At 71.2% G+C, this 21,576-nt stretch carries 17 protein-coding genes; 12 read left to right on the forward strand and 5 right to left on the reverse strand.

Features of this window, described 5'->3' with window-relative positions:
- The first annotated feature begins 158 nt into the window (after positions 1 to 158).
- Positions 159 to 1,400 (forward strand): mannosyl-3-phosphoglycerate synthase, encoded by a 1,242-nt coding sequence (gene mpgS / locus JIG36_RS18210; RefSeq protein WP_203377529.1) that lies wholly within the window; start codon positions 159 to 161, stop codon positions 1,398 to 1,400.
- An 85-nt stretch (positions 1,401 to 1,485) separates the two neighbouring features.
- Positions 1,486 to 3,090 carry a phosphoglycerate dehydrogenase gene (gene serA, locus JIG36_RS18215; RefSeq protein ID WP_203377530.1) on the forward strand — a complete coding sequence of 535 codons (1,605 nt, stop codon included), beginning with the start codon at positions 1,486 to 1,488 and terminating at the stop codon, positions 3,088 to 3,090.
- Here serA and JIG36_RS18220 read toward each other — a convergent pair.
- Positions 3,077 to 3,412, reverse strand: a complete 336-nt coding sequence (locus tag JIG36_RS18220) for a hypothetical protein (RefSeq protein ID WP_236047637.1) — start codon at positions 3,410 to 3,412, stop codon at positions 3,077 to 3,079. The two genes, serA and JIG36_RS18220, sit on opposite strands and share 14 nt — an antisense overlap.
- A gap of 382 nt (positions 3,413 to 3,794) precedes the next feature.
- On the opposite strand from JIG36_RS18220, the gene JIG36_RS18225 reads away from it, so the two are divergent.
- From JIG36_RS18225 to JIG36_RS18245, 5 genes are all read left to right on the forward strand, one after another.
- Positions 3,795 to 7,553: an HNH/endonuclease VII fold putative polymorphic toxin gene (locus tag JIG36_RS18225; RefSeq protein WP_236047553.1), complete on the forward strand. Its 3,759-nt coding sequence runs from the start codon at positions 3,795 to 3,797 to the stop codon at positions 7,551 to 7,553.
- Between the two features lie 9 nt (positions 7,554 to 7,562).
- Entirely contained in the window at positions 7,563 to 7,961 is a 399-nt protein-coding gene (locus JIG36_RS18230; protein ID WP_203377533.1) for an Imm50 family immunity protein, read from the forward strand.
- 316 nt (positions 7,962 to 8,277) lie between these two features.
- Positions 8,278 to 9,303 (forward strand): 3-isopropylmalate dehydrogenase, encoded by a 1,026-nt coding sequence (locus JIG36_RS18235; RefSeq protein WP_203377850.1) that lies wholly within the window; start codon positions 8,278 to 8,280, stop codon positions 9,301 to 9,303.
- Positions 9,304 to 9,454: 151 nt separating this feature from the next.
- The gene (locus tag JIG36_RS18240) at positions 9,455 to 10,552 is read left to right on the forward strand and encodes a branched-chain amino acid aminotransferase (protein WP_203377534.1); all 1,098 of its coding nucleotides are present in this window, start codon (positions 9,455 to 9,457) and stop codon (positions 10,550 to 10,552) included.
- A 78-nt stretch (positions 10,553 to 10,630) separates the two neighbouring features.
- Positions 10,631 to 12,016 (forward strand): caspase family protein, encoded by a 1,386-nt coding sequence (locus JIG36_RS18245; RefSeq protein WP_203377535.1) that lies wholly within the window; start codon positions 10,631 to 10,633, stop codon positions 12,014 to 12,016.
- Here the strand turns inward: JIG36_RS18245 and JIG36_RS18250 are convergent.
- A complete protein-coding gene (locus JIG36_RS18250; protein WP_203377536.1) occupies positions 12,013 to 12,759 on the reverse strand; it encodes a tyrosine-protein phosphatase in 747 nt (248 codons plus the stop codon). The genes JIG36_RS18245 and JIG36_RS18250 overlap by 4 nt on opposite strands.
- 253 nt (positions 12,760 to 13,012) lie before the next feature.
- On the opposite strand from JIG36_RS18250, the gene cimA reads away from it, so the two are divergent.
- A complete protein-coding gene (cimA, locus tag JIG36_RS18255; RefSeq protein WP_203377537.1) occupies positions 13,013 to 14,581 on the forward strand; it encodes a citramalate synthase in 1,569 nt (522 codons plus the stop codon).
- Between the two features lie 75 nt (positions 14,582 to 14,656).
- On the opposite strand, the gene thrS is transcribed toward cimA, so the two are convergent.
- Entirely contained in the window at positions 14,657 to 15,859 is a 1,203-nt protein-coding gene (thrS, locus tag JIG36_RS18260; RefSeq protein ID WP_203377538.1) for a threonine--tRNA ligase, read from the reverse strand.
- 245 nt (positions 15,860 to 16,104) lie between these two features.
- Between thrS and JIG36_RS18265 the strand changes: the two genes are divergently transcribed.
- Together JIG36_RS18265 and JIG36_RS18270 are read left to right on the forward strand one after the other, a co-directional pair.
- Complete coding sequence (locus JIG36_RS18265; protein ID WP_203377539.1) at positions 16,105 to 17,352, forward strand: hypothetical protein; 1,248 nt, start codon at positions 16,105 to 16,107, stop codon at positions 17,350 to 17,352.
- Positions 17,328 to 17,729, forward strand: coding sequence for a hypothetical protein (locus JIG36_RS18270; RefSeq protein WP_203377540.1), 402 nt, complete (start codon positions 17,328 to 17,330; stop codon positions 17,727 to 17,729). The genes JIG36_RS18265 and JIG36_RS18270 overlap by 25 nt, the downstream gene beginning before the upstream one ends.
- Position 17,730: 1 nt before the next feature.
- Here JIG36_RS18270 and JIG36_RS18275 read toward each other — a convergent pair whose 3' ends face one another.
- Both JIG36_RS18275 and arfB read right to left on the reverse strand, forming a co-directional pair.
- Positions 17,731 to 18,435, reverse strand: coding sequence for an alpha/beta fold hydrolase (locus JIG36_RS18275; RefSeq protein WP_203377541.1), 705 nt, complete (start codon positions 18,433 to 18,435; stop codon positions 17,731 to 17,733).
- A complete protein-coding gene (arfB, locus tag JIG36_RS18280) occupies positions 18,435 to 18,863 on the reverse strand; it encodes an alternative ribosome rescue aminoacyl-tRNA hydrolase ArfB (RefSeq protein WP_203377542.1) in 429 nt (142 codons plus the stop codon). Before arfB ends, JIG36_RS18275 begins: the two co-directional genes overlap by 1 nt.
- Positions 18,864 to 18,902: 39 nt before the next feature.
- Between arfB and JIG36_RS18285 the strand changes: the two genes are divergently transcribed.
- Both JIG36_RS18285 and JIG36_RS18290 read left to right on the forward strand, forming a co-directional pair.
- Positions 18,903 to 20,219, forward strand: a complete 1,317-nt coding sequence (locus JIG36_RS18285) for a M16 family metallopeptidase (RefSeq protein WP_438870737.1) — start codon at positions 18,903 to 18,905, stop codon at positions 20,217 to 20,219.
- Positions 20,216 to 21,562 carry a M16 family metallopeptidase gene (locus tag JIG36_RS18290; protein WP_203377543.1) on the forward strand — a complete coding sequence of 449 codons (1,347 nt, stop codon included), beginning with the start codon at positions 20,216 to 20,218 and terminating at the stop codon, positions 21,560 to 21,562. The genes JIG36_RS18285 and JIG36_RS18290 overlap by 4 nt, the downstream gene beginning before the upstream one ends.
- Positions 21,563 to 21,576 lie beyond the last annotated feature (14 nt).

The following is a 21,576-nucleotide window of genomic DNA, read 5'->3' on the forward strand; positions in this document are numbered from 1 at the left end:
GGTTTTCGTCCGTTCGCGTGCGAAAACCGGGGCCGTTCGCGTGAGGTTGCGATTACCTGAAACGTGCGTGTTACTTCCTGCTTACCTGGCCCGTTCCGAAACCGAATTGTGTGTTGTTCAGGCCTTTGCGAGAGCCTTCGGTTGGGTATCTTCGCGAGATGCGACTGGCTGATTCTTTTCGGAGTGAGCGCTTCGGCGCGGTCCGGATTCATGAGCTGCAGAGGGTGATCGAGCTCGACTCGGGCACCTCGGTCGGTGCGGGCAGCCAGATTGTGCCGGCCGAGGCGCTGCGCGCCATCGAATCGCAAATGGTAATTGTCGTTCCGTGTATGAATGAGACACGGACCGTCATCGAGGGTGTCCTCTCCGGCATTCCGCACGACTGCCTCATTGTGCTGGTCTCGAACAGCGACCGGGGCCCGGTCGACCGCTACGAGATCGAGGCGCAGACGGTCGAACAGTTCTGCCGGCTGGCCGGGCGGTCCGCGATCACCCTGCATCAGAAGGACCCGGGCGTGGCCGCCGCGATCAAGGCGGCCGGCATGCCCGAGCTGATCGACGAGGACGGTCTGGTCCGCAACGGCAAGGGCGAGGCGATGCTGCTCGGCATGGCGCTCGCCGCGATGACCGGACGGCGCTACATCGGCTATGTGGACGCCGACAACTACGTGCCGGGCTCGGTCCACGAGTACTGCAAGGTCTACGCGGCCGGGCTGCACCTGGCCGCCTCGCCGTACTCCATGGTCCGCATCTCGTGGCACTCGAAGCCGAAGCTGCGCGACAACCGGCTCTTCTTCAGCCGCCGCGGCCGCAGCTCGCAGATCACCAACGAGTGGCTCAACCGGTTCCTGGCCGAATACTCCGACTTCGGCACCGAGGTCATCGCCACCGGCAACGCCGGCGAGCACGCGATGACCCTCGACCTGGGCCTCAAGCTGCGTCTGGCCGGCGGGTTCGCGGTCGAGCCGTACGAGTACATGGACATGTTCGAGCAGTTCGGCGGCGTGCTCGAGAGCACCGACCCCGACGTCATGGCCAACTCGGTGCCGGTCCTGCAGATCGAGACCCGCAACCCGCACTTCCACGACAACAAGGGCGAGGACCACGTGCAGGGCATGCGGATGCAGGCCCTCAACGTGGTCTACCACTCGCCGGTGACGCTGCCGGCGGTCCGGCAGGCCATCGTCGAGTTCATGGTCGAGCAGGGCGCGCTCGAGGTGGGTCAGGAGCCGCCGCGCGAGCGGGTCTACCCGCCGGTCGGCACGCTCGACCTCGACCTGCTCTACGACGCGCTGGACGCCGAGGCGCTGAGCTTCCGTCAGCCCGACGGGCGGGCCCTGGCCGGTTTCGCGGAGGCGCCGCCCATCGACCGGGACAAGATTCCGAGGCGTGTCGCCTAGATGACGGGCGTGTGACGGCGGTCACATAACGGTGGATCTCCGGGGCTGCATACGATCGGGTCCCGCGATCCCCGGAGGCTGCCGCGTGACGCCCGTCGTACTGATCGCCGAAGAGCTCGCCCCCTCCGCCCTCGACGTTCTCGCCCACGACTACGACGTCCGCCACGTCGACGGCACCGACCGCGCGGCCCTGCTGGCCGGGGTGGTCGAGGCCGACGCCCTGATCGTGCGCAGCGCCACCCAGGTCGACGCCGAGGTGCTGGCCGCGGGCTCCACCCTGCGCGTGGTGGCCCGCGCCGGTGTCGGTCTCGACAACGTGGACGTCCCGGCCGCCACCGCACGGGGCGTCCTGGTGGTCAACGCGCCGACCAGCAACATCGTTTCGGCCGCGGAGCAGGCGATCGCGCTGCTGCTGACCGTCGCCCGGCACACGGCGACCGCCTCGGCCACGCTCAAGGCGGGCCGGTGGCAGCGCTCGCGTTACGTGGGTGTCGAGGTGCAGGGCAAGACCGTCGGGGTGGTCGGGCTCGGCCGCATCGGCGTGCTGTTCGCCCAGCGCATGGCGTCGTTCGGCACCCGGTTGATCGCCTACGATCCCTACATCCAGCCCGCCCGGGCCGCTCAATTGGGCGTGCGGCTGGTGGGTCTCGAGGAGCTGCTGCGCGAGAGCGACTTCATCTCGGTCCACCTGCCCCGCACGCCCGAGACCGTGGGCCTGATCGGCGAGAAGGAACTGGCCCTGGTCAAACCGGGCGTGCGGATCGTGAACGCGGCCCGAGGTGGCCTGATCGACGAGGCGGCGCTGGCGGCGGCCCTGCGCGACGGCCGGGTGGCCGGGGCCGGGATCGACGTGTTCGTCACCGAGCCGACCACCGAGTCGCCGCTGTTCGACTTTGACACCGTGGTGGTGACGCCGCATCTGGGCGCGTCCACGGCTGAGGCGCAGGACAAGGCGGGCCTGTCGGTGGCGCGCAGCGTGAAGCTGGCGCTCGACGGCGAGTTCGTGCCCGACGCGGTCAACGTGCAGGCGGGCGGGGTGGTCGACGAGGACGTACGCCCCCTGCTCGCGCTCGCCGAGAAGCTGGGAAAGGTCTTCACGGCCGTGGCCGGCGGGGTCGCGGCGACGGTCACGGTCGAGGTCCGCGGCGAGATCGTCTCGCACGACGTCGGGGTGCTGCGGCTGGCGGCCACGAAGGGGTTGTTCACCGCGGTGGTCGACGAACGGGTGACGTACGTGAACGCCCCTCAGCTCGCCGTGGACCGGGGCGTCGAGGTCGAGCTCGTGGTCAGTGACGAGCCGGCCGACCATCACAACCTGGTGACCGTGCGCGGTGCCCTGCCCGACGGCCGGGCGGTGAGCGTGGCCGGCACGCTGACCGTGCACGGCGTCCGTGAGATCGCCAAGCTCACCGGGGTCGACGGCTTCGACCTCGACCTCAACGCCGACGGCGTGCTGCTGTTCTTCCGCTACAGCGACCGGCCCGGCATCGTCGGCACGATCGGCACGCTGCTCGGCGAGGCCGGCGTCAACATCGCGGCCATGCAGGTGGCGCGGCGCGAGGCCGGCGGTGAGGCGCTGATGACGCTCACCGTCGACTCGTCGGTCGACGCGGAACTGCTCTCCACGGTGGCGGCGGCGGTCGGCTCGGAGCGGGGGAGCGCGGTGGATCTGCGGCTCAACGGCTCCTGACCGGCGGCGGATAGACCGTCCCGTCCTGCAGGTCGAGCAGATCCAGATTGAGCTCGGCGGCCAGGCGTTCGATCGCCTCGAGCACCTCGTCCGGGCAGTTCTCGTCGAGCCGCATCTGGATGTGGTCGGCCGCGGCGTGCAGCGGGGGATGGGCCCACGGCGAGCCGGGCGCCGAAGCGCGCGGGCCGCGGTCGGGATAATCACTGGTCAGGGCGTCATAGAAGGCGACGACGCGCGGATCGGCCGGGCGCTGGGGGTGCTCACCGCGCGCGCATCGCGCGTTGGCGGCCCGCACGGCGTCCGGCAGGTCCGTCTTGTCCATCGCCCACACCACGAGGTCGAAACTCACCGGCGCATGGTGCCATCACGATGCGCCACAGAACGGAAGAACCGCCCCGACACGCGGAAGCCGGTGGCGACGGGCGAGCGCCGTCATCGGCCCGCGGCCGGGCGGTGACGGCCGGTGGGCTGCTCCGGGCCACCCCGGCCGGACAGTCATGTGATTGAATGCCCGCGGCGCTCGCCCATCGACCTGGATGACTGTGTGGCTCCGGTCGATCACGACGTTCACGGGGGTAGGACGGCGTGCTTGTGCGTGCTTCGGCTGCCGTCTGACCCCCTCCTTCTGCTCCGGTCGCCGCGTGGGTGGCCGGAGTGACCATGCACGCGAAACGGGGAAACCAGTAGTGAGCATCAGAACGCGGATGAGAGCCGCGGCCATGCTGTCGCTGAGCGCCGCGATGATCGGAACCTTCCTGCACGCGCCGCCGGCCTCGGCCGCGCCCGCCGCGACGAGGACGGCGGTGCTCGCGCTCGCCGAGGACCCGCCCACGGTCGAGGTCCCGCCGCTGATCACCGAGACCTGGAACGGCACCACCGGCGTGTCGACCACCGACGACCGGTGGCGCAAGGCGGTTGCCGACGTGGCCGAGTTCACGGCCGAGCCGGAGATCCGGGACGCGGCTCTGGCCGCCCTCGCGACGGGTGACCCGGCGACGATCCAGAAGTTCGCCACGGTCGACAAGCCGGCTCTCGAGAAGCAGGTGGCCGCGAGGAAGAAGCAGGAGGCGGCGGACAATCTGGCCGCGATCCGGGCGATGGCGGGCACCGGCGGTTCGTATTTCAACGCCGAGGTGCAGCGGGTTCTGGCCGGCACTGACAGCGACCGGGCGGCGTTCCTGGCCTACGGCGCGGACATCGCGCGGGAGCGGGACGCGCAGGTCGCTCGTACGGCGGCCGAACGCGCCACCGCGCTGCGCGAGCGCGTACGGCTCGTGGCCGCGGCCGCACCGGCCGAGTCGAACGTCAAGCGGGCCGCCGAGGCCGCCCTGGCCGGTGACGACGCCGCCATCGCGACGTTCCTGAGCTCCGGCTATCTGGCCGCGGCCCGGCAGGACGCGGCCGAGCGGGAGCAGTATCTGAAGGATCTCGAGGCGCGGAACAAGGCGGCCGAGGAGTTGACCGAGCTGGCGCAGCGTTCGGCCCGGGCCAACGTCGCCCGCCGGCAGATGCTGGTCGCGCACGGCGAGGCCGTACGGGCGCTGCAGCAGGCGGCGAACGCGATGGCCGCGGCGGCGAACGCGGCCCGGCACGCCTCGCGGGTGCTGGACGGCAGCGGCACGGCGACGCAGAAGGCCGGCGAGCTCACCACGGCCAACAACGAGGCGAAGAGGCAGCTCGGGTACGCCGAGGCGGCCGCCCGCGAAGCGGCCATCGCGGCCCGGACGGCCACGACGGCCGCGGACGATCTGCTGGACACCGGGCTGGACTACGGCTCGGAGTGGTCGCTGATCGCGGAGGGCATGGCCGAGGCCGCCACCGCCGCGGTCGGCGCCACCCGGACCGCCCAGTTCGCGATCGACGCCACCATCGCCACCAACAGCGCGCAGGGCGCCCAGGCCCAGGCCGAGGCGCACGCCCAGCAGGCGATCAAGTGGCGGCAGCACGCCGAGGAACACGCCAAGTCGGCCGCCAAGCTGGCGGCCGCGGCGGCCAAGCAGGCGGCGGCGGCCAAGACCGCGGCCGCCCGCACCAAGAAGGCCCGTGAGCAGGCCGAGGCCGCCGAGGCCAAGGCGTGGGCGGCGGCCGAGCAGGCCCGCCGGCACCGTGAGGTCGCCGAGGCCCAGGCCGCCGAGGCCAAGCGCCAGCGGCAGATCGCTGAGGCCGAGCGGGCCAACGCGGCCGCGGCCCGGCAGCGGGCCGACGCGCAGGCCGCCATCGCCGCCAACGCCCGGGCCAACGCCGACGCCCAGGCCGGCATCGCCGCCACCGCGCGGCGGCAGGCCGGTTCGGCCGACACGGCCGCCGACGAGGCCAACAAGCGCGCCTGGGACCAGGAGAACAACGCCATGCGGGCGCGCGACGACGCGATGGCCGCGGAACGGGCGGAGCAGACCGCGAAGGCCGAGGCGGCCACCCGCCGGGCCTGGGCGGCGCAGGCGGCCGGCAGCGCCGACGCCGCCGAGGCGCAGCGGCAGGCCGACGAGGCCGGGCGGCAGGCTGGTGTGGCCGGCACCGCGGCCCGCAGCGCGCGGGCTTCGGCCAACACGGCGACCGGGGCCGCGGCCAACGCGCGTTCGGCGGCCGTGCAGGCCGACCAGGCGGCCGCCCGGGCCTGGGCGGCGTCCGAGAAGGCGCAGGCCGCCGCGGCCCGCGCGGACGCCGCGGCCGACGCCGCGGAGGCGGATGCCCGGGCCGCCCACGCGGCTCGGATGCAGGCCGACGCGCGGGCTGCGGAGGCGACCCGCCAGGAGGTCAAGGCGGCCGAGGCGGCGCGGGCCGCGCAGCAGCTCGCCTCGCAGGCGTCCGAGGAGGCCGTGCGCTCGCTCTGGGCGGCCCAGCGGGTGCGGGACGAAGCCCAGGCGGCCACCAACGAGGCGGTCGCCGCGGCGGCTCAGGCCGACATCGCGGTCAGCGCCGCGAACGCCGCGCGGGTCTCGGCGGCGGGCATCGCGGAGCCGGCCAACACCGCGATCGCGATGGTGTCGCCGTTCAGCGGCGACGACATCGACGCCGACTTCGTCGAGCTCGTGGCCGAGCAGGCCCGGGTGATCGGGGCCGAGCAGGCAGCGGCGGCCAAGCGCCGGGCGGAGGAGGCGATCGTCGCCGCCAACGCGGCCGCGGACGCCGCCCGGCTCGCCAACGAGCAGGTCAAGCCCGCCTTCGAGCAGGCCGCCAAGGCCGCCGCCTCGGCCGCGCAGGCGGCCCAGTCGGCCGCCGAGGCCAAGCAGCCGGCCGCGCAGGCAGCGGTCGACGGGGCCGCCGCCCGCGCGGCCGCGGCCAGTGCCGCCCGGGCCGACGAGCAGGCCCGGGCCGACGCCATCGCGGCCCGCAACGCGGCGAACGAGGCGGCCTCCGACGCCGCCATCGCGGGCAAGGCGGCGGCCGCGGCCCAGAGCGAGGCCGACGCGGCCAACGCCGCGGCCTCGCGGGCCGAGTCCGACGCGGCGGCCGCCCGGGGCTCGGCCTCGGCCGCCGAGCGGGATGCCGCCGCGGCCGAAGCTTCCGCCGCGAGCGCGCAGAAGCACGCGGACAGCGCCGCCATCGCCGCCGACAAGGCTCTCGGCTACGCGGTCGAGGCGCAGAAGGCCTTCGAACGGGCCGAGGCGGCCGACCGTGCACGGGAGCAGCAGGAACGCGTCGAGGACATCGAGGGCGGGGGCGGTCTCACCCCGGACGAGGAGCGTGACCTCCTCGCCTCGATGACGCCGGCCGAGCAGGAGCGGTACCGGGCGGCCAAGGAGCAGGCCGACCAGGGAATCCTCGACTTCATCAAGGCGAATGCCGGTGATCTTGTCCTGAGCCTGCTCGGGCTGGACAACATCAAGGGCTGCTTCATGGACGGCAACATCTCCGCCTGTCTGTGGGCGTTGGCCGACTTCATCCCGTGGAGCAAGGCCCTCAGCCTCACCGCCGACCTGCTCAAGTTCGCGCCCAAGATCGCTCGTTTCGTCAACGCCCTCAGCGGCGCCCGCAAGGAGGTCGACGAACTCACCGACCTCGCCAAGGCGCGCAAGAAGGCGGACGAGATCCCCTGCCTGGGCCGGGTCGCCTCGGTGAAGGCGGCGGGCGGCAAGGCGGCCGTGGGAGTGCGGGCAGCCGCGGCCGGCGATGCCTGTGAGATCCCGAAGACCGTGACCTCGGCGAGCCGGAGCGCCTCGTTCCGGCAGGCGAAGCGTGACCTCGGGATCCCGAACAACCAGGTTCCCGAGAAGGTGAACAAGGTTCCGATGACCGACCGGGACGGCAACCCGGTGCTCGATGCCAACAAGCAGCGGATCATGACGCGGGAGTACCACTTCACCCGCGAGGACGGCAGCAAGGTGGTCATCCAGGACCACTCGGCCGGGCACTACTACAACCAGGGCGGCACCGGCGACCAGGGGCGTCACCTGAACGTCCGGCCGATCGAGAACACCCGTACCGGCAAGGTCGAGGGAACCGCTCAGCACTACGAATGGTAGGTAGTCGGTATGGCTGGATGGACGGACGCACTGGGCAACCCGGAGGGCCTCCTCGCCGTGTTCGGCGGGGATCCGCCGGACCTGGCCGGGGTGTCCGTCCACGAGGTCACGATCGGGCGTGACGGTCCCGCGCTGACTGTCACGTTCGATCTGCCCGCCTACCCGGCCGACCCGCCGGCGAAGTGGGTCCGGGGCCGTTTCGACACGGTGCAGGTGCGGCTCCGGCTGACCGGGGTGACCGAGGTGGAGCTGCGCGGCATGTCGACCGGCCCGGTGGCCGACATCCGGCTCCGCGCCGGTGATCCGGTTCGCCTCGAGCTGGTTTCGCCCGGGCTGACCGTGACCGCGGTGGCGGCGTTCGCCGACGTGGCCGGGTTTTCCGCATATCAGCGAGCCGACACGCGGTGATGCGTCTTGCGCGTCATAAGTCCGCATCGCTAGCGTTGTCCGTGCCGCCCGGCTCGGGTGGGCCCGTCTTCGGGTGACGGTGCTCTCCTCGGCTTGGCGCGCGTATTCCGGCGGGACCGAGCCACGCGTACTCGTCGCATCAGCCCCCGTTGCCGTTTGCCGCGGCACGGGGGCTGTTCGCGTCCGGCGGCAGCGCCGGAAATACTGCCCGGTAGCATCCTTAACGCTCACTAGGTGGGACCGTCGTACCGAAGATCGGGACCGAGGCGCTAGCCTGAGGCGCGACGGATACGACCCTTGAGGAGCAGACGTGAGCGTGGCGCGGATCGCGGTGGTGGCCGGCGACGGCATCGGTACCGAGGTGACCGCGCAGGCCCGCAAGGTAATCGAGGCCGTGCTCCCGGGGACCGAGTTCGACGATTACGACCTGGGCGCCCGCTTCTACAACCGCACCGGCGAGGTCCTCCCGCAGGCCATCCAGGACGAGCTGGCCCGCCACGACGCCATCCTGCTGGGCGCCATCGGCGACCCCAGCGTCCCGCCGGGCGTCCTCGAGCGGGGCCTGCTGCTCAAGCTCCGCTTCGACTTCGACCAGTACGTGAACCTCCGCCCCTCGAAGCTCTGGCCGGGCACCACCAGCCCGCTGGCCGGCATCAAGCCCGGCGAGATCGACATGGTCGTGGTCCGCGAGGGCGTCGAGGGTCTCTACGTCGGCGCCGGCGGCGTGCTCCACAAGGACACCCCGGCCGAGATCGCGACGGAGGAGAGCCTGAACACCCGGCACGGCGTCGAGCGGGTCATCCGCGACGCCTTCGCCCGGGCCCAGCGCCGCGACCGCCGCCACGTGACGATGGTCCACAAGACCAACGTGCTGACCAAGGCCGGCGGCCTCTGGGCGCGCACGTTCGCGGCCGTCGCGGCCGAGTTCCCCGAGGTCACGACGGAATACCAGCACATCGACGCGGCCAGCATGTTCATGGTCAGCAACCCGCAGCGTTACGACGTGGTCGTGACCGACAACCTCTTCGGTGACATCCTCACCGACATCGCCGCGGCCGTGACCGGCGGCATCGGCATGGCGGCCAGCGGCTCCGTCAACCCGGAGCGCAAGTACCCGTCGACGTTCGAGCCCGTACACGGCTCCGCGCCGGACATCGCCGGCCAGGGCATCGCCGACCCGGCGGCCGCCATCCTCTCCGCATCGCTGCTGCTCGAGCACCTGGGCCACCACGACGAGGCCGGCCGAGTATCCGAGGCGGTCGCAGCCGAGGTCGCGTCCCGCACCCCGGGCGCCTCCCTGCGCACCGCCGAGGTCGGCGACCGCGTGGCGCAAGCTCTCTGAGCTTGCTCGCTTCTCTCTTATAAGGCCCCGTGCCAGGGGCCTCTTCACCCGCGCCCTTAGTTTTAACGAGCGTTCGGGGTAAGTTCATGAAGCACTACGGGTGCTTCCGCATGCCTCAATTCTTCTGTTGACGAAAGCAGGTCCACTTGTCATGAGCGGTGGTGACAACCTCGAGTTCGAGATCCGTCCGAACCCGGCACCCGTGGCAGATGCCGAGCGCGCCGCGCTCCTCGCCAACCCCGGCTTCGGCCGCATCTTCACCGACCACATGGTCACGATCCGTTACGCCGACGGCAAAGGCTGGTATGAGCCGCGCGTCGAGGCGCGGGCCCCGATCCCGATGGACCCGGCGTCCGCCGTCCTGCACTATGCGCAAGAGATCTTCGAGGGCCTGAAGGCGTACACGCTGCCCGACGGCGGTGTCGCGATGTTCCGCCCCGACGCCAACGCGGCCCGCTTCACCCAGTCGGCGCAGCGCATGGCGATGCCGTCGCTGCCCGAGGAGACGTTCCTCCAGTCGCTGCGCGAGATCATCTCGATCGACCGTTCCTGGCTCCCGCCGGGCGACGAGGGCAGCCTCTACCTGCGACCTTTCGCGTACGCGAGTGAGGTCTTCCTGGGCGTGCGCCCGTCGATGGAATACCTCTACCTGGTGATCGCGTCCCCGGTCGGGCCCTACTTCTCGGGCGGCGTCAAGCCGGTGTCGGTCTGGGTGACCCCCGACTACACGCGGGCGGCCCCCGGCGGCACGGGCGCGGCGAAGTGCGGCGGCAACTACGCGGCCGGCCTGTCGGCGCAGGCCGAGGCCATCGAGAACGGCTGCGACCAGGTCGTCTACCTCGACGCGGTCGAGCGGAAGTACATCGACGAGCTCGGCGGCATGAACGTGTTCGTCGTGCTCGACGACGGGACCCTGGTGACGCCCCCGCTGACCGGCACGATCCTGCCCGGCATCACCCGCGACTCGGTCATCAAGCTGGCCGAGCGGGCCGGCCGCAAGGTCGAGGAGCGCGCGATCAGCCTGGAAGAGCTGCGCACGGGTGCGGCCTCGGGGGCGATCCGCGAGGCGTTCGCCTGCGGCACGGCGGCCGTGATCACCCCGATCGGCACGGTCAAGTCGGCCGACGGCGCCTTCACGATCGCCGACGGCGGCACCGGCGAGATCACCGACGACCTGCGCAAGCAGCTGGTCGACATCCAGCGGGGCCGCGCCGAAGACCCGTTCGGCTGGGTCCACCGCGTCCTCTGACGGCCCGCGTCGGGCATCCGCCCATGATCTGACGGATGCCCGACCGGCTCCCGCCCGCCCCCGCCCGATGCTGGGTGCATGGGCGACGGCCGATATGCGCTGGTCGTGGCGGTTGATCGCTACGACCACTCGGAACTGCGGAAACTGAGGTCCCCGGCGGCCGACGCCCAGACGCTCGCCGACGTGCTCGGCGATGAGCAACTGGGCGGGTTCACGGTCGACGTCCAGCACAATCCGACGGCGTCTGAGATCGCCGAGCACGTCGAATCGGTGCTGGCGGCGCGGCGCAGCACCGATCTGGTGCTGGTGCACTTCTCGTGCCACGGGCTCAAGGACGACTCCGGCCGGTTGTATCTGGCCGCCTCCAACACCCGGCCGGACCGCCTGAAGTCGACGGCGGTCAGCTCGGCGTTGATCGGCCAGCTCATGCAGGACAGCCGGGCCCAGCGCGTGGTGCTGCTGCTCGACTGCTGTTACAGCGGAGCGTTCGCACACCATCTCGTCCACCGCTCGGGTTCGGACGTCAACGTGCACGACCAGTTCCGCCAGGACGACCTCGACGAGGGCCGGGGCCGGGTGGTCATCACCGCCTCCACGGCCATGGAGTACGCCTTCGAGGGGGCCGACCTGGCCGACGGCGCGGCGCCGCAACCGTCGATCTTCACCCGGGCCGTGGCCGACGGCATCCGCACCGGGGAAGCGGACAAGGACCGCGACGGCAAGATCGGCCTGACCGAACTCTACGACTACGTCTACGACCGGGTCCGTGTGGAGAACCCGAATCAGAACCCGACCAAGTCGGAGTTCGGCGTCCGCGGTGACATCTATGTGTCCCGCCGGCCGGCGCACCTCCGTCCGGTGGCTGCACGTGAGTCCGCCAAGGGAGTCCCGACGCCTCCGGGCCGGACGAAGGTGACGCGACGGTTCGTGCTCGGGGCCGCAACCGTGGTGACCCTGCTTGCCGCGGTGGTGTTGGCGCTGGTCGTGTTCCGTCCCGGCGACCCGGACCCGCTGCGCCGCTACCCCGAGCTGCTGAGCCTGCTCCCCGCCGGTATCCGAGGCAGCTGCGACCCGTACGCCCTGCCGAAAGCTCCGGTCGGTTCGTCGGTGCTGGCGATCTGTGCGACCGCACGGGAGTCGTACCGGGTGGAGTTCCATCTTCTTGCCACGGCGGAGCAGTTGGAGGTGCGGAAGGAAGGCGCCGTTCCGCGGCCGGACGACTGCTCCGGCCCGCCAAGCGGCAAGGGAAACGTGCAACCTCTGCCGTTGGTCGGCCGGGCCGGCTGGCTCTCGTGCCGCCCGATGGAGGAGAGCCCGCAGACCGGTGAACCGGCACACTATGAGGTCGCCTGGGCTCTCGAAGATCTGTTGTTCTATTGCGAGGTCCACACGGAGGGCACGACCGCGGCGAGCTATACCAGGGCTTACGCCGAGGCGAGGACCCTGCTCGAGCAGATCGGCTAAGGCTGCTCCAACAGGTGGGCCCGCATGGATGCCACCTGCTGGTCGGTCAGGCCGATCTCGGCCACGTAGTTCTCGACCGAGCCGTGCAGGGCGCGCAGATCGGTCAGGAACATCTGCATCGCCGCCGGCGGTGAGTCCCACATGTGCTGCTTGCCCAGCACGGCCGACGGGTGCTTCTCGAGCAGATAGTCGGTCAGCGGCAGCATCGCCTCGGTGGTCAGGGCGTAGTCGGCCGCGATGTCCTCGTCGGACACGCCCAGCAGCGACAAGGCCAGAGCGCAAACCGTTCCCGTACGGTCCTTGCCCGCCATGCAGTGCACGATGACCGGCGCCTGGGCGGGGTCGGCGATGATCTGCAACGAGGCCAGGATCGCCGACCGCCCGTCCTCGGCGAAGTTCAGGTAGCGGTCGGCCAGCCAGCGCTCGTGCACCACGTCGTCGGGGTGGTCGATGGTCTCCCAGTCGACGTGGTGGAGCACCAGGTTCTGATAGTCCAACCCGTAGCGCTCGGCGACCCGGCCGTACTTCTCGATCTCGAACGGGCGGCGCAGGTCGATCACCGTGCGCACGCCCAGAGCCTCGAAAGCGGCCGCGTCGTCCTCGCCGAGGCGATGCAGCGCGTCGGAGCGGAAGAGCCGGCGCCACCGGACCGTGCGCCCGTCGAGGCCGCGGTAACCGCCGACGTCGCGGAAGTTGTAGGTCGCCGAGAAGCCGAGGTTGCGGGGGAACTGTTCGACTGCCACGAGCCCAACCTAACCCGCCCGATCGAACGACGCTGTGACGTAGATGTGTCCCCCGGGCGAGCGATCGCGTCCCAATCCGTGGATTTCCGGTTCCACTTTCCCCAAGGCGTGGCATGCTTCGCAACGTGACCCACTCCGTGCTGATTATTCGCACCTAGCGCGCCGGCTGACTTCTTCGCCGACGCGCAGACCTCCCGCATCCGCGGGGGGTCTTTTTGTTGGTCACCCCAAGAATCCTTGAAGGGAACGCGCCATGGAGTACCAGGTCTTCGACACGACGTTGCGCGACGGCGGGCAGCGTGAGGGGATCAGCTACTCGGTCGCCGACAAGCTGGCGGTCGCGAAACTGCTGGACGAGTTCGGCGTGGGCTTCATCGAGGGCGGCTGGCCCGGCGCGATGCCCAAGGACACCGAGTTCTTCCAACGCGCCAAGACCGAGCTCGACCTGCAGAACGCGGTGCTGGTGGCGTTCGGCGCGACCCGCAAGGCCGGCGTCGATGTCGCCAACGACCCGCAGGTCAAGGCCCTTCTCGACGCCGAGACCCCGGTCGTCTGCGTGGTCGCCAAGAGCGACATCCGGCACGTCGAGCGGGCGCTGCGCACCACCGGCGACGAGAACCTGGCCATGGTCCGCGACACCGTCCAGCACCTGGTCGCGAACGGCCGCCGCGCGTTCGTGGACTGCGAGCACTTCTTCGACGGCTTCCGCCACGACCCCGAGTACACGGCGAGCGTCGTCCGCACCGCCATCGATGCCGGCGCCGAGCGGGTCATCATGTGCGACACGAACGGCGGCATGCTCCCCTCGATGATCACCAAGGCGATCACCGAGGTCGTCGAGCGTACGGGCGTCACTCCCGATCTTCTCGGCATCCACTGCCAGAACGACACGTCCTGCGCGGTGGCGAACACCGTGGCCGCCGTCGAGGCGGGCGTGAAGCACTTCCAGTGCACCGCGAACGGATACGGCGAGCGGCCGGGTAACGCCGACCTGTTCGCCACGGTCAGCAACATCCAGTTGAAGCTCGGGCTGCAGGTCCTACCGGACGGCTGCCTGGAGAAGGCGACGCGGGTCTCGTCCGCGCTCGCCGAGATCGCCAACATCGCCCCCGACACCCACCAGGCCTATGTCGGGGCCGCTGCCTTCGCTCACAAGGCGGGGTTGCACGCGAGCGCGATCAAGGTGGATCCGCTGCTCTACAACCACGTGGACCCGTCGGTTGTGGGCAACGACATGCGGATCCTGGTGACCGAGATGGCCGGCCGGGCCAGCATCGAGCTCAAGAGCCGCGAGCTCGGGATCGACCTGGCCGGCCATCCGGACACCCTCAGCACGGTCACCCAGCGGGTCAAGGACCTGGAGGCGGGCGGCTGGTCGTTCGAGGCCGCCGACGCGTCGTTCGAGCTGCTGGTGCGCGACGAGCTGCTGGACGGCAAGCTGGCCCGCCCGTTCAGCCTGGAGTCGTACCGGGTGCAGGTCGAGCACCGCGAGGACGGTTCCGTGGTGTCCGAGGCGACGGTCAAGGTTCGCGTACGGGGGGAGCGCGTGATCGCCACCGCCGAGGGCAACGGCCCGGTCAACGCGCTCGACGAGGCCCTGCGGGCGGCGCTGACCCAGTACTACCCGCAGCTGAAGAACTTCGAGCTCACCGACTTCAAGGTACGCATCCTCGAGGGCAGCCACGGCACCAACGCGATCACCCGGGTGCTGCTCGAGACCGGCGACGGCGAGCGCGACTGGACCACGGTCGGCGTGCACGAGAACATCGTCGAGGCCTCGTGGGTGGCGCTGGTCGACGCGCTCACCTACGGTCTGGCCTAATGACGAGGAACTGAAGCGAGGTCGGCCCGGTCGCCACCACGACGGTGTGCGGCCCGGCCGACCTCGGATGTGACGCTAGGCTCCCGGCCTTGCCTCCCCGCTGATCATCTCGATCGCGGCCGCCACCGGCATCGCGGGGAGCTGCCGGCCGTCGCGATGCCGCAGGGCGACCAGGCCGTCCGGCGCCTCCTTCTTTCCGACAATTCCCGCGTACGGGATCCGCCTCTCCGACGCCGACCGGATGCGCGCGCCGATCGACCCGTCGTGCGACGCCTCGGCCCGCAACCCGGCGGCGACGGCGGCCCGCACGAGCGCGTTCGCGGCGTCGCTCTGGTCCTCCGAGACGGGCAGCACGGCGAGCTGCACGGGGGAGTACCAGAGCGGGAACGCCCCGTCGTGCACCTCGATCAGATGCCCGAACAACCGCTCCATCGATCCGGCCAGGCTGCGGTGCACCATCACCGGCCGGGACCGCCCGCCCGACGCGTCGGCGTACGAAAGGTCGAACGCCTCGGGCTGGTGGTAGTCGATCTGGATGGTGGCCAGGCTCCACTCGCGGCCCGCGGAGTCGGCCACCTGCACGTCGATCTTCGGGCCGTAGAAGGCAGCCTCGCCCTCGGCCTCGACATGGTCGATCCCGGCTGAGGCAAGGGCCACCCGGAGCAGGCGTGAAGCCGACGCCCAGCCGGCCTCGTCCCCGCCGTACTTCTTGCCCTCCCCGCGCAGCGACAACTGGAACGACGACGGCTGGATCCCGAGCGCCGCATGAGCCTGCCGCATCAGCCGGAGCACGTCGGCGACCTCCGCCGCGGCCTGCGACTCGGCACAGAACACATGCGCGTCGTTGAGCTGGATCGCCCGTACGCGGGAAAGCCCGCCGACCACACCCGAGCGCTCGGCCCGGTACATCGGCCCGAGCTCGGCGATCCGCAACGGCAGGTCGCGGTAGGACCGCCCGCGGGACTTGTAGATCAGCGCGTGGTGCGGGCACAGGCTGGGCCGCAGCACGAGCTCGTCGCCGCCCATCGGCATCGGCGGGAACATGTCGTCGGCGAAGTTGCGCCAGTGTCCCGACTTCTCGAAGAGCTGCCGCTTGCCGAGCGCCGGCGAATACACATGCTGATACCCGTTCCGGCGTTCCAGGTCGTGGAGATAGGACTCGACCGCGTGGCGGGCCGCGGCGCCGCCGGGCAACCAGAACGGCAGTCCCGCGCCGATCAGCGGGTCGGAGTCGAAGAGGTCGAGCTCGCGCCCGAGCTTGCGGTGGTCGATGTGCATCGGAGGTCTCCCTGTCGAAAAAGGGCGAGAACCACCGGGCACAGAAAAGCCCCGGGCATCTCGCCCGGGGCCGTGTCTGTCGCTGCGGATCAGGTCAGCGCGAACGCACGCCGGGACATCCCGGCGTCGTCGTCCGCTGCGGCCTGAAGCTCATGACCCGATGCTAGGCCCGCCGCCCACGGCCGGCATCCGATTAACCGCCGCGGCGGTCGAGAAGGGGACGACACCGTACCGTCGTCTATGGCATGATCTCGCTCCTCGCCCTCTCCTTCGCCGCAGGGATCGTCATGCTCTCTTTCGTCAAGCGCGCCCGCCTCGGCCGTCTGCTGGCCCTCGCCGTGGTCCCGGCCCTGCTGCTGGGCATGGGCGGCGCCGCCGTGGCCGCCACCCACACGCTCACCGTCACCGTGATCAACCGCAACGGCGTCAAGGTCAAGGCGGGGATCAAGCTGGTCGACGTGGTGAGCAGCTCGAGCTACTCGGCGACCTCGGGCGTCGCCCGGAAGTTGCCCAAGGGCACGTACGCCGTCCTGACCTCGGTGACCACCGGCAACACGATCACGTTGTCGGGCAAGGCGGTGAAGGTCTCCGGCTCGACCAAGCTGACGATCGACGCCCGTCAGGGCAAGGGCGTCGGGCTCGCGATCAGCCCGGCCCCGACCGGCCTCGAACGCACCATCACGATGCGCGTCTGCACCCGGACCAGCGCGAGTGAAGGGGTCGACGCGTCCGCGTCCCCCGGCACGTTGCTGTACATCGTCCCGTTCGCCTCGAAGTATCTCGGCTTCGCCGCGCTCGGTTCGTGGAGCGACCACCTCGGCACCTCCACCAGCTATGCGGTGCTGCACCAGACCACGGGCGTGCCGGGCGGTCTGGGCCGCACCTTCAGCCGGAGCCAGCTGGCCACCATCGGGGTGGTCCAGAAGCGCGGCCCGTCCGGCTCGGTCTATTCCGACCTGGCGATGCAGGCGATCACCAGCGGGTGCGGCGACAGCCTGTACGCCGGGCTGGGCGGCACCGACCGGCCGACCGCCACCAAGGTGCTCGCCTCGCCCGGCACCTGGGACGTCCGGGTCAGCTCGTCGGCCGCCACGAAGACCGGTGAGACCTGGAACATCGGCAGCTACTTCGCGAAGCGCACGGTCAGCGCCGGCAAGTCGTACGGCGTGACCTTCTTCAACTCGGTCTGGGGTCCCAGCGCGCAACTGCCGGTCACGGTCAACGGGCGGATCTCCTTCGGCCTGAACGAGATGTTCGCCGACCCCGGGTTCCCCCGCGACGGCTCGGTCGAGGGCGGCGACAAGGCGCTGGCCACCCTGCAGTTCGGCGGCAAGACGGTGGCCGGCAAGCAGGACAAGGGCTGGGAGCCGGAACCGACCTATCTGGAGTACACGGTCAAGAAGGCCGGCTGGTACACGCTGACCAACACCGCGACCGCTACTACCCGGAGATCACCTTCCCGTCCGGGATGCTGTCCACGACCAGCCGGGTGACCTACCGGTTCTCGACCAAGCCGAAGGCCAGCGCGCTGGCCGGGGTCTACTCCGTGCACCTTCGCCCGACCGGGCTCAACCTGGTCAACCGGGCCAAGGCCGGCAGCACCACCAAGGTCGCGATCAACCTGCTGCGGACCGCGGCCAACCCCGACGCCAAGCGCGGCACCGACCCCAAGCTGAGCAGGATGACCGCGCAGATGTCGCCGGACAGCGGTCAGACGTGGCGCACGGTCCCGGTCCAGAAGATCGGCGGCACCTGGTACGCGACCGTCACCAACCCGTCGACCAGTGCGGTGGCCCTGAAGGTCCGCGCCACGGTCGCCGGGGGCGCGTACACCGAGGTCACTGTCTTCCGGGCGTACGGAATCGGCTGAGTCAGCGCCCGGCCAGGAAGTCGAGGATCAGGCGGGCGGTCACGTCGGGCGCTTCCAGGTGCACGTCGTGGCCCACGCCGGGGACGACCACGCGGTCGGCGGCCATCTTCTCCACCTCGTCGGGCGGGATCGAGCCGTGCTCGCCGAGGATCTGCAGCACCGGGACGGCCAGGCTCTGCCACTCGCGCCAGCGGGCGGTGGCGGCCACACCGGCGATGGCGGCCTTCATCACGTCGGGGTCGAAACGTGGCCACAGGCCGTCGGGGCGGCGTTCCAGGTCGGCCACCCAGGCCTCGGTGATCGGGCGGTCGCCGAGGAAGGCCCGGGCCGCGGCCTCGTCGGCGAACGGGACCGGCCACGAGGCGAAATAGGCGCGCAGCCGCTCGGGATAGTCGTCGGTCGAGCCGCCGACCCCGCCCTCGATCATCACCAGACCGCGTACGAGGGAAGGCTCCTGCGCCGCCGCCAGCATCGCGGTGTGCGCGCCCATCGACTGACCGACCAGGAAGGCGGGCTCGTCGAGCAGGGCCAGCACATCGGCCACATAGGCCGCACGGGACACATCGGAGGGGTGGCGCGGGCTGTGACCGTGGCCGCGCTGGTCGGGCACGACGACCCGGTAGCCGGCCTCGGTCAGCCGGGCCGCGAGAGGGGCCATCTCGTTCGCGCTGCCGGCCAGGCCGTGCAGGATCACCACCAGTGTCATCAGTCGGAAGGATAGGACCTTCGGTTCTTCTTGGTCTCGCCGCGGCGCTTCTTCTCGGCGATGCGGCGCTCGACCGAACCCTTGGAGGGGCGGGTGGCCCGCCGCACGCGCGGTGGCGCGGCGATGGCCCCGGCCACGAGACCGGCCAGGCGGGCCGCCGCGGCCTCCCGGTTGCGCAGCTGGGAACGGTGTTCCGAGGCCGTGACGGTGAGAATGCCCTGCACGAGCCGGTGGCCCAGCCGCTCGGCCGCCCGCTCCTTGAGCACCGGCGGCAGCAGCGCCGACCCGCCCAGGTCCCACGACAGTTCGACCCGGGAATCGGTCGTGTTCACACCCTGGCCACCGGGCCCGCTGGAGCGTGAGAAACGCCAGGCGAGCTCGGCCGCCGGAATAGTCAGCCGGTCATTGACCCGGACGTCATCCACCACGCCGCCCAGCATGGCACGCGGACAGGGCACTATGAACGGGTGACCTCAAGCGCGCCGGCAGTCGTGACCGGCTATCCGTGGCCCATCGAAACCACGCGCCTCGACAACGGCCTTCGGGTCGTCGTCAGCGAGGACCGGACCGCCCCGGTGGTCTGCGTCAACCTCTGGTACGACGTGGGGTCGCGCCACGAACCCACCGGCCAGACCGGTTTTGCGCACCTCTTCGAGCACCTGATGTTCGAGGGCTCGCAGCACGTGGCGAAGACCGAGCACATGCGCCTCGTACAGGGAAACGGTGGTTCCCTCAACGCGACCACCAACCCCGACCGCACCAACTACTTCGAGACCATGCCGGCCGAGCACCTGGAGCTCGCGCTGTGGCTGGAGGCCGACCGGATGGGCGGCCTGGTGCCCGCGCTCACCCAGGAGACGCTGGACAACCAGCGCGAGGTGGTCAAGAACGAGCGCCGCCAGCGCTACGAGAACGTCCCGTACGGGGATGCCTGGCTGCGCCTGCTGGCCCTGCTCTATCCCGAGGGCCACCCCTACCACCACGCCACCATCGGCTCGATGGAAGACCTCAACGCGGCCTCCCTCGACACGTTCAAGGCGTTCCACCAGCAGTACTACGCGCCCAACAACGCCGTGCTCACGGTGGCCGGAGACGCGTCGCCGGCCGAGGTCTTCGCGCTCGCCGAGAAATACTTCGGCCTGCTCGAGCCGGTCTCGTCGATCCCGCCCGCGCCCCACGGCCACCTGCCCGGTCCGGCCACCCAGCCCGTACGGGAGACCGTCACCGCGGCCGTCCCGGCGCCCCGGATCTATCTGTCGCACCGCACACACCCGTTCGGCACGGCCGGGTACGACGCGATCACCGTGCTCGCCGCGGTGCTCGGCAACGGCCGGGGCAGCCGCCTCTACCAGCGCCTGGCCGACGGCAGCCGGATCGCCCAGCCCGACTACATCGGCTCCTACGGGGTCGACCTGGCGCACGCCCCGGCCCCGCTGATCATCACCGCCACCGCGAAGGACGGCGTGCCGGTCGAGACCCTCGAGGAGGGACTGACCGAGGTGATCGGCAGCCTGGTGACCGAGCCGGTGACCGAGGAGGAGCTGTCCCGGGCCAAGGCGCTGCTGACCACCGCGTGGTGGCGGCAGGTGTCCACGGTGGGCGGCCGGGCCGACACGCTCTCGCGCTACACCACCCAGTTCGGCGATCCGGGCGCCGCCGCGTACCGCCTGCCGCAGTGGCTCGCGGTCACCGCCGACGACGTCACCGACGCCGCCAAGTACGCGCTCAAGCCCGAGTCCCGGGTGACCCTGACGTACCTGCCTGAGAACGGGGACAACGCATGACCCTCATCGCCACCCGCCCCGACCCGGGCGACGCCCGCCCCTACACGTTCCCCGACCTGCAACGGGTCACCGTCGCCGGCGGCACCGTCATCGGCGCCCACCTGCCCGGCCAGGCCCTGGCCAGCGCGATGCTGCTGCTCGACGCCGGGGCCGCCCGCGAGGCCGACGGCCGCGAGGGCACGGCCACCGTGCTGGCCAAGTCGCTGGAGGAGGGCACCGAGAAGCGCGACTCGGCCGCGTACGCGCTGGCCCTGGAGAGCCTGGGTGCCGAGCTGGCGCCGGGCGTCGACTGGGACACGTTCCGGGCCGGCGTCTCGGCGCCGGTTCCGCAGCTGCTCGACGCGGTGCGGCTGGCGGCCGAGGCGGTCCGCACCCCGCGGCTCGACGTGGCCGACGTCACCCGGGTCCGCGACGACGAGGTGACCGCGCTCCGCATGGACTGGGCCCAGCCCGGCCCGCGGGCCGACGCCGCCCTGCGGGCCGACCTGTTCGGGGCGGCCGAGCGCTTCGGCCGTCCGATGCACGGCGACCCCACGTCGGTGGCCGCCGTGACCGTCGACGACGTGCTGGCCTTCCACCGGGCCTGGCTGCGGCGCCCGGGTGTGCTGCTGGTGGCGGGCGACCTGAGCACGCTCGACCTCAAGGCGCTGGGCGAGGCGGCGTTCGCGGGCACCTCGGGCGAGCCGCTGGCCGTCGAGCCGCCGCTGGGTGTGCCGCTGCGCGACGAGCGCCGGATCCTGCTGGTCGACCGGCCCGGCTCGGTGCAGTCCACGCTGCGCATCGGGCACCGGTCACCCGAGCGGGCCACGCCCGACTACGTGTCGATGACGCTGGCCGCCACGGTGCTGGGCGGGGCGTTCACGTCCCGGCTCAACCACCTGATCCGCGAGGTCAAGGGCTACTCGTACGGCATCCGCGGCTCCTATGCGATGAGCCGGCGGTTCGGCCGCTTCGAGGTGGCCGCGGGTGTGCAGACGGCCGTGACCGCGCCCGCCATCGTCGACACCATCGGCGAGATCGCGCGTACGCAGGAAACCGGGGTGACCGAGGACGAACTGGCGGTGGCCCGGTCGTGGCGGGCCGGTCAGCTCTCGGTCGAGATGCAGACGCCGGGCTCGATCGTGGGCGCGCTCAGCACGCTGGTCGTGCACGGCCTGCCCGACGACTACTACACGACGTTGCGCTCGCAATACCTGGAGACGTCCCTGGCCGAGGTCAGCGACGCCGCCGCCCGGCACCTGCACCCGCACGCCCTGACCCTGGTCGTGGAGGGCGACGCGGCGGTGATCCGGGATGAGCTGGTGGCCGCGAAGATCGGCGAAGTGGTCGACGCGGAGATCTGAATCACGCGGCGTTT

Source organism: Paractinoplanes ovalisporus, assembly GCF_016834655.1.
Classification (GTDB): Bacteria; Actinomycetota; Actinomycetes; order Mycobacteriales; family Micromonosporaceae; genus Actinoplanes; species Actinoplanes ovalisporus.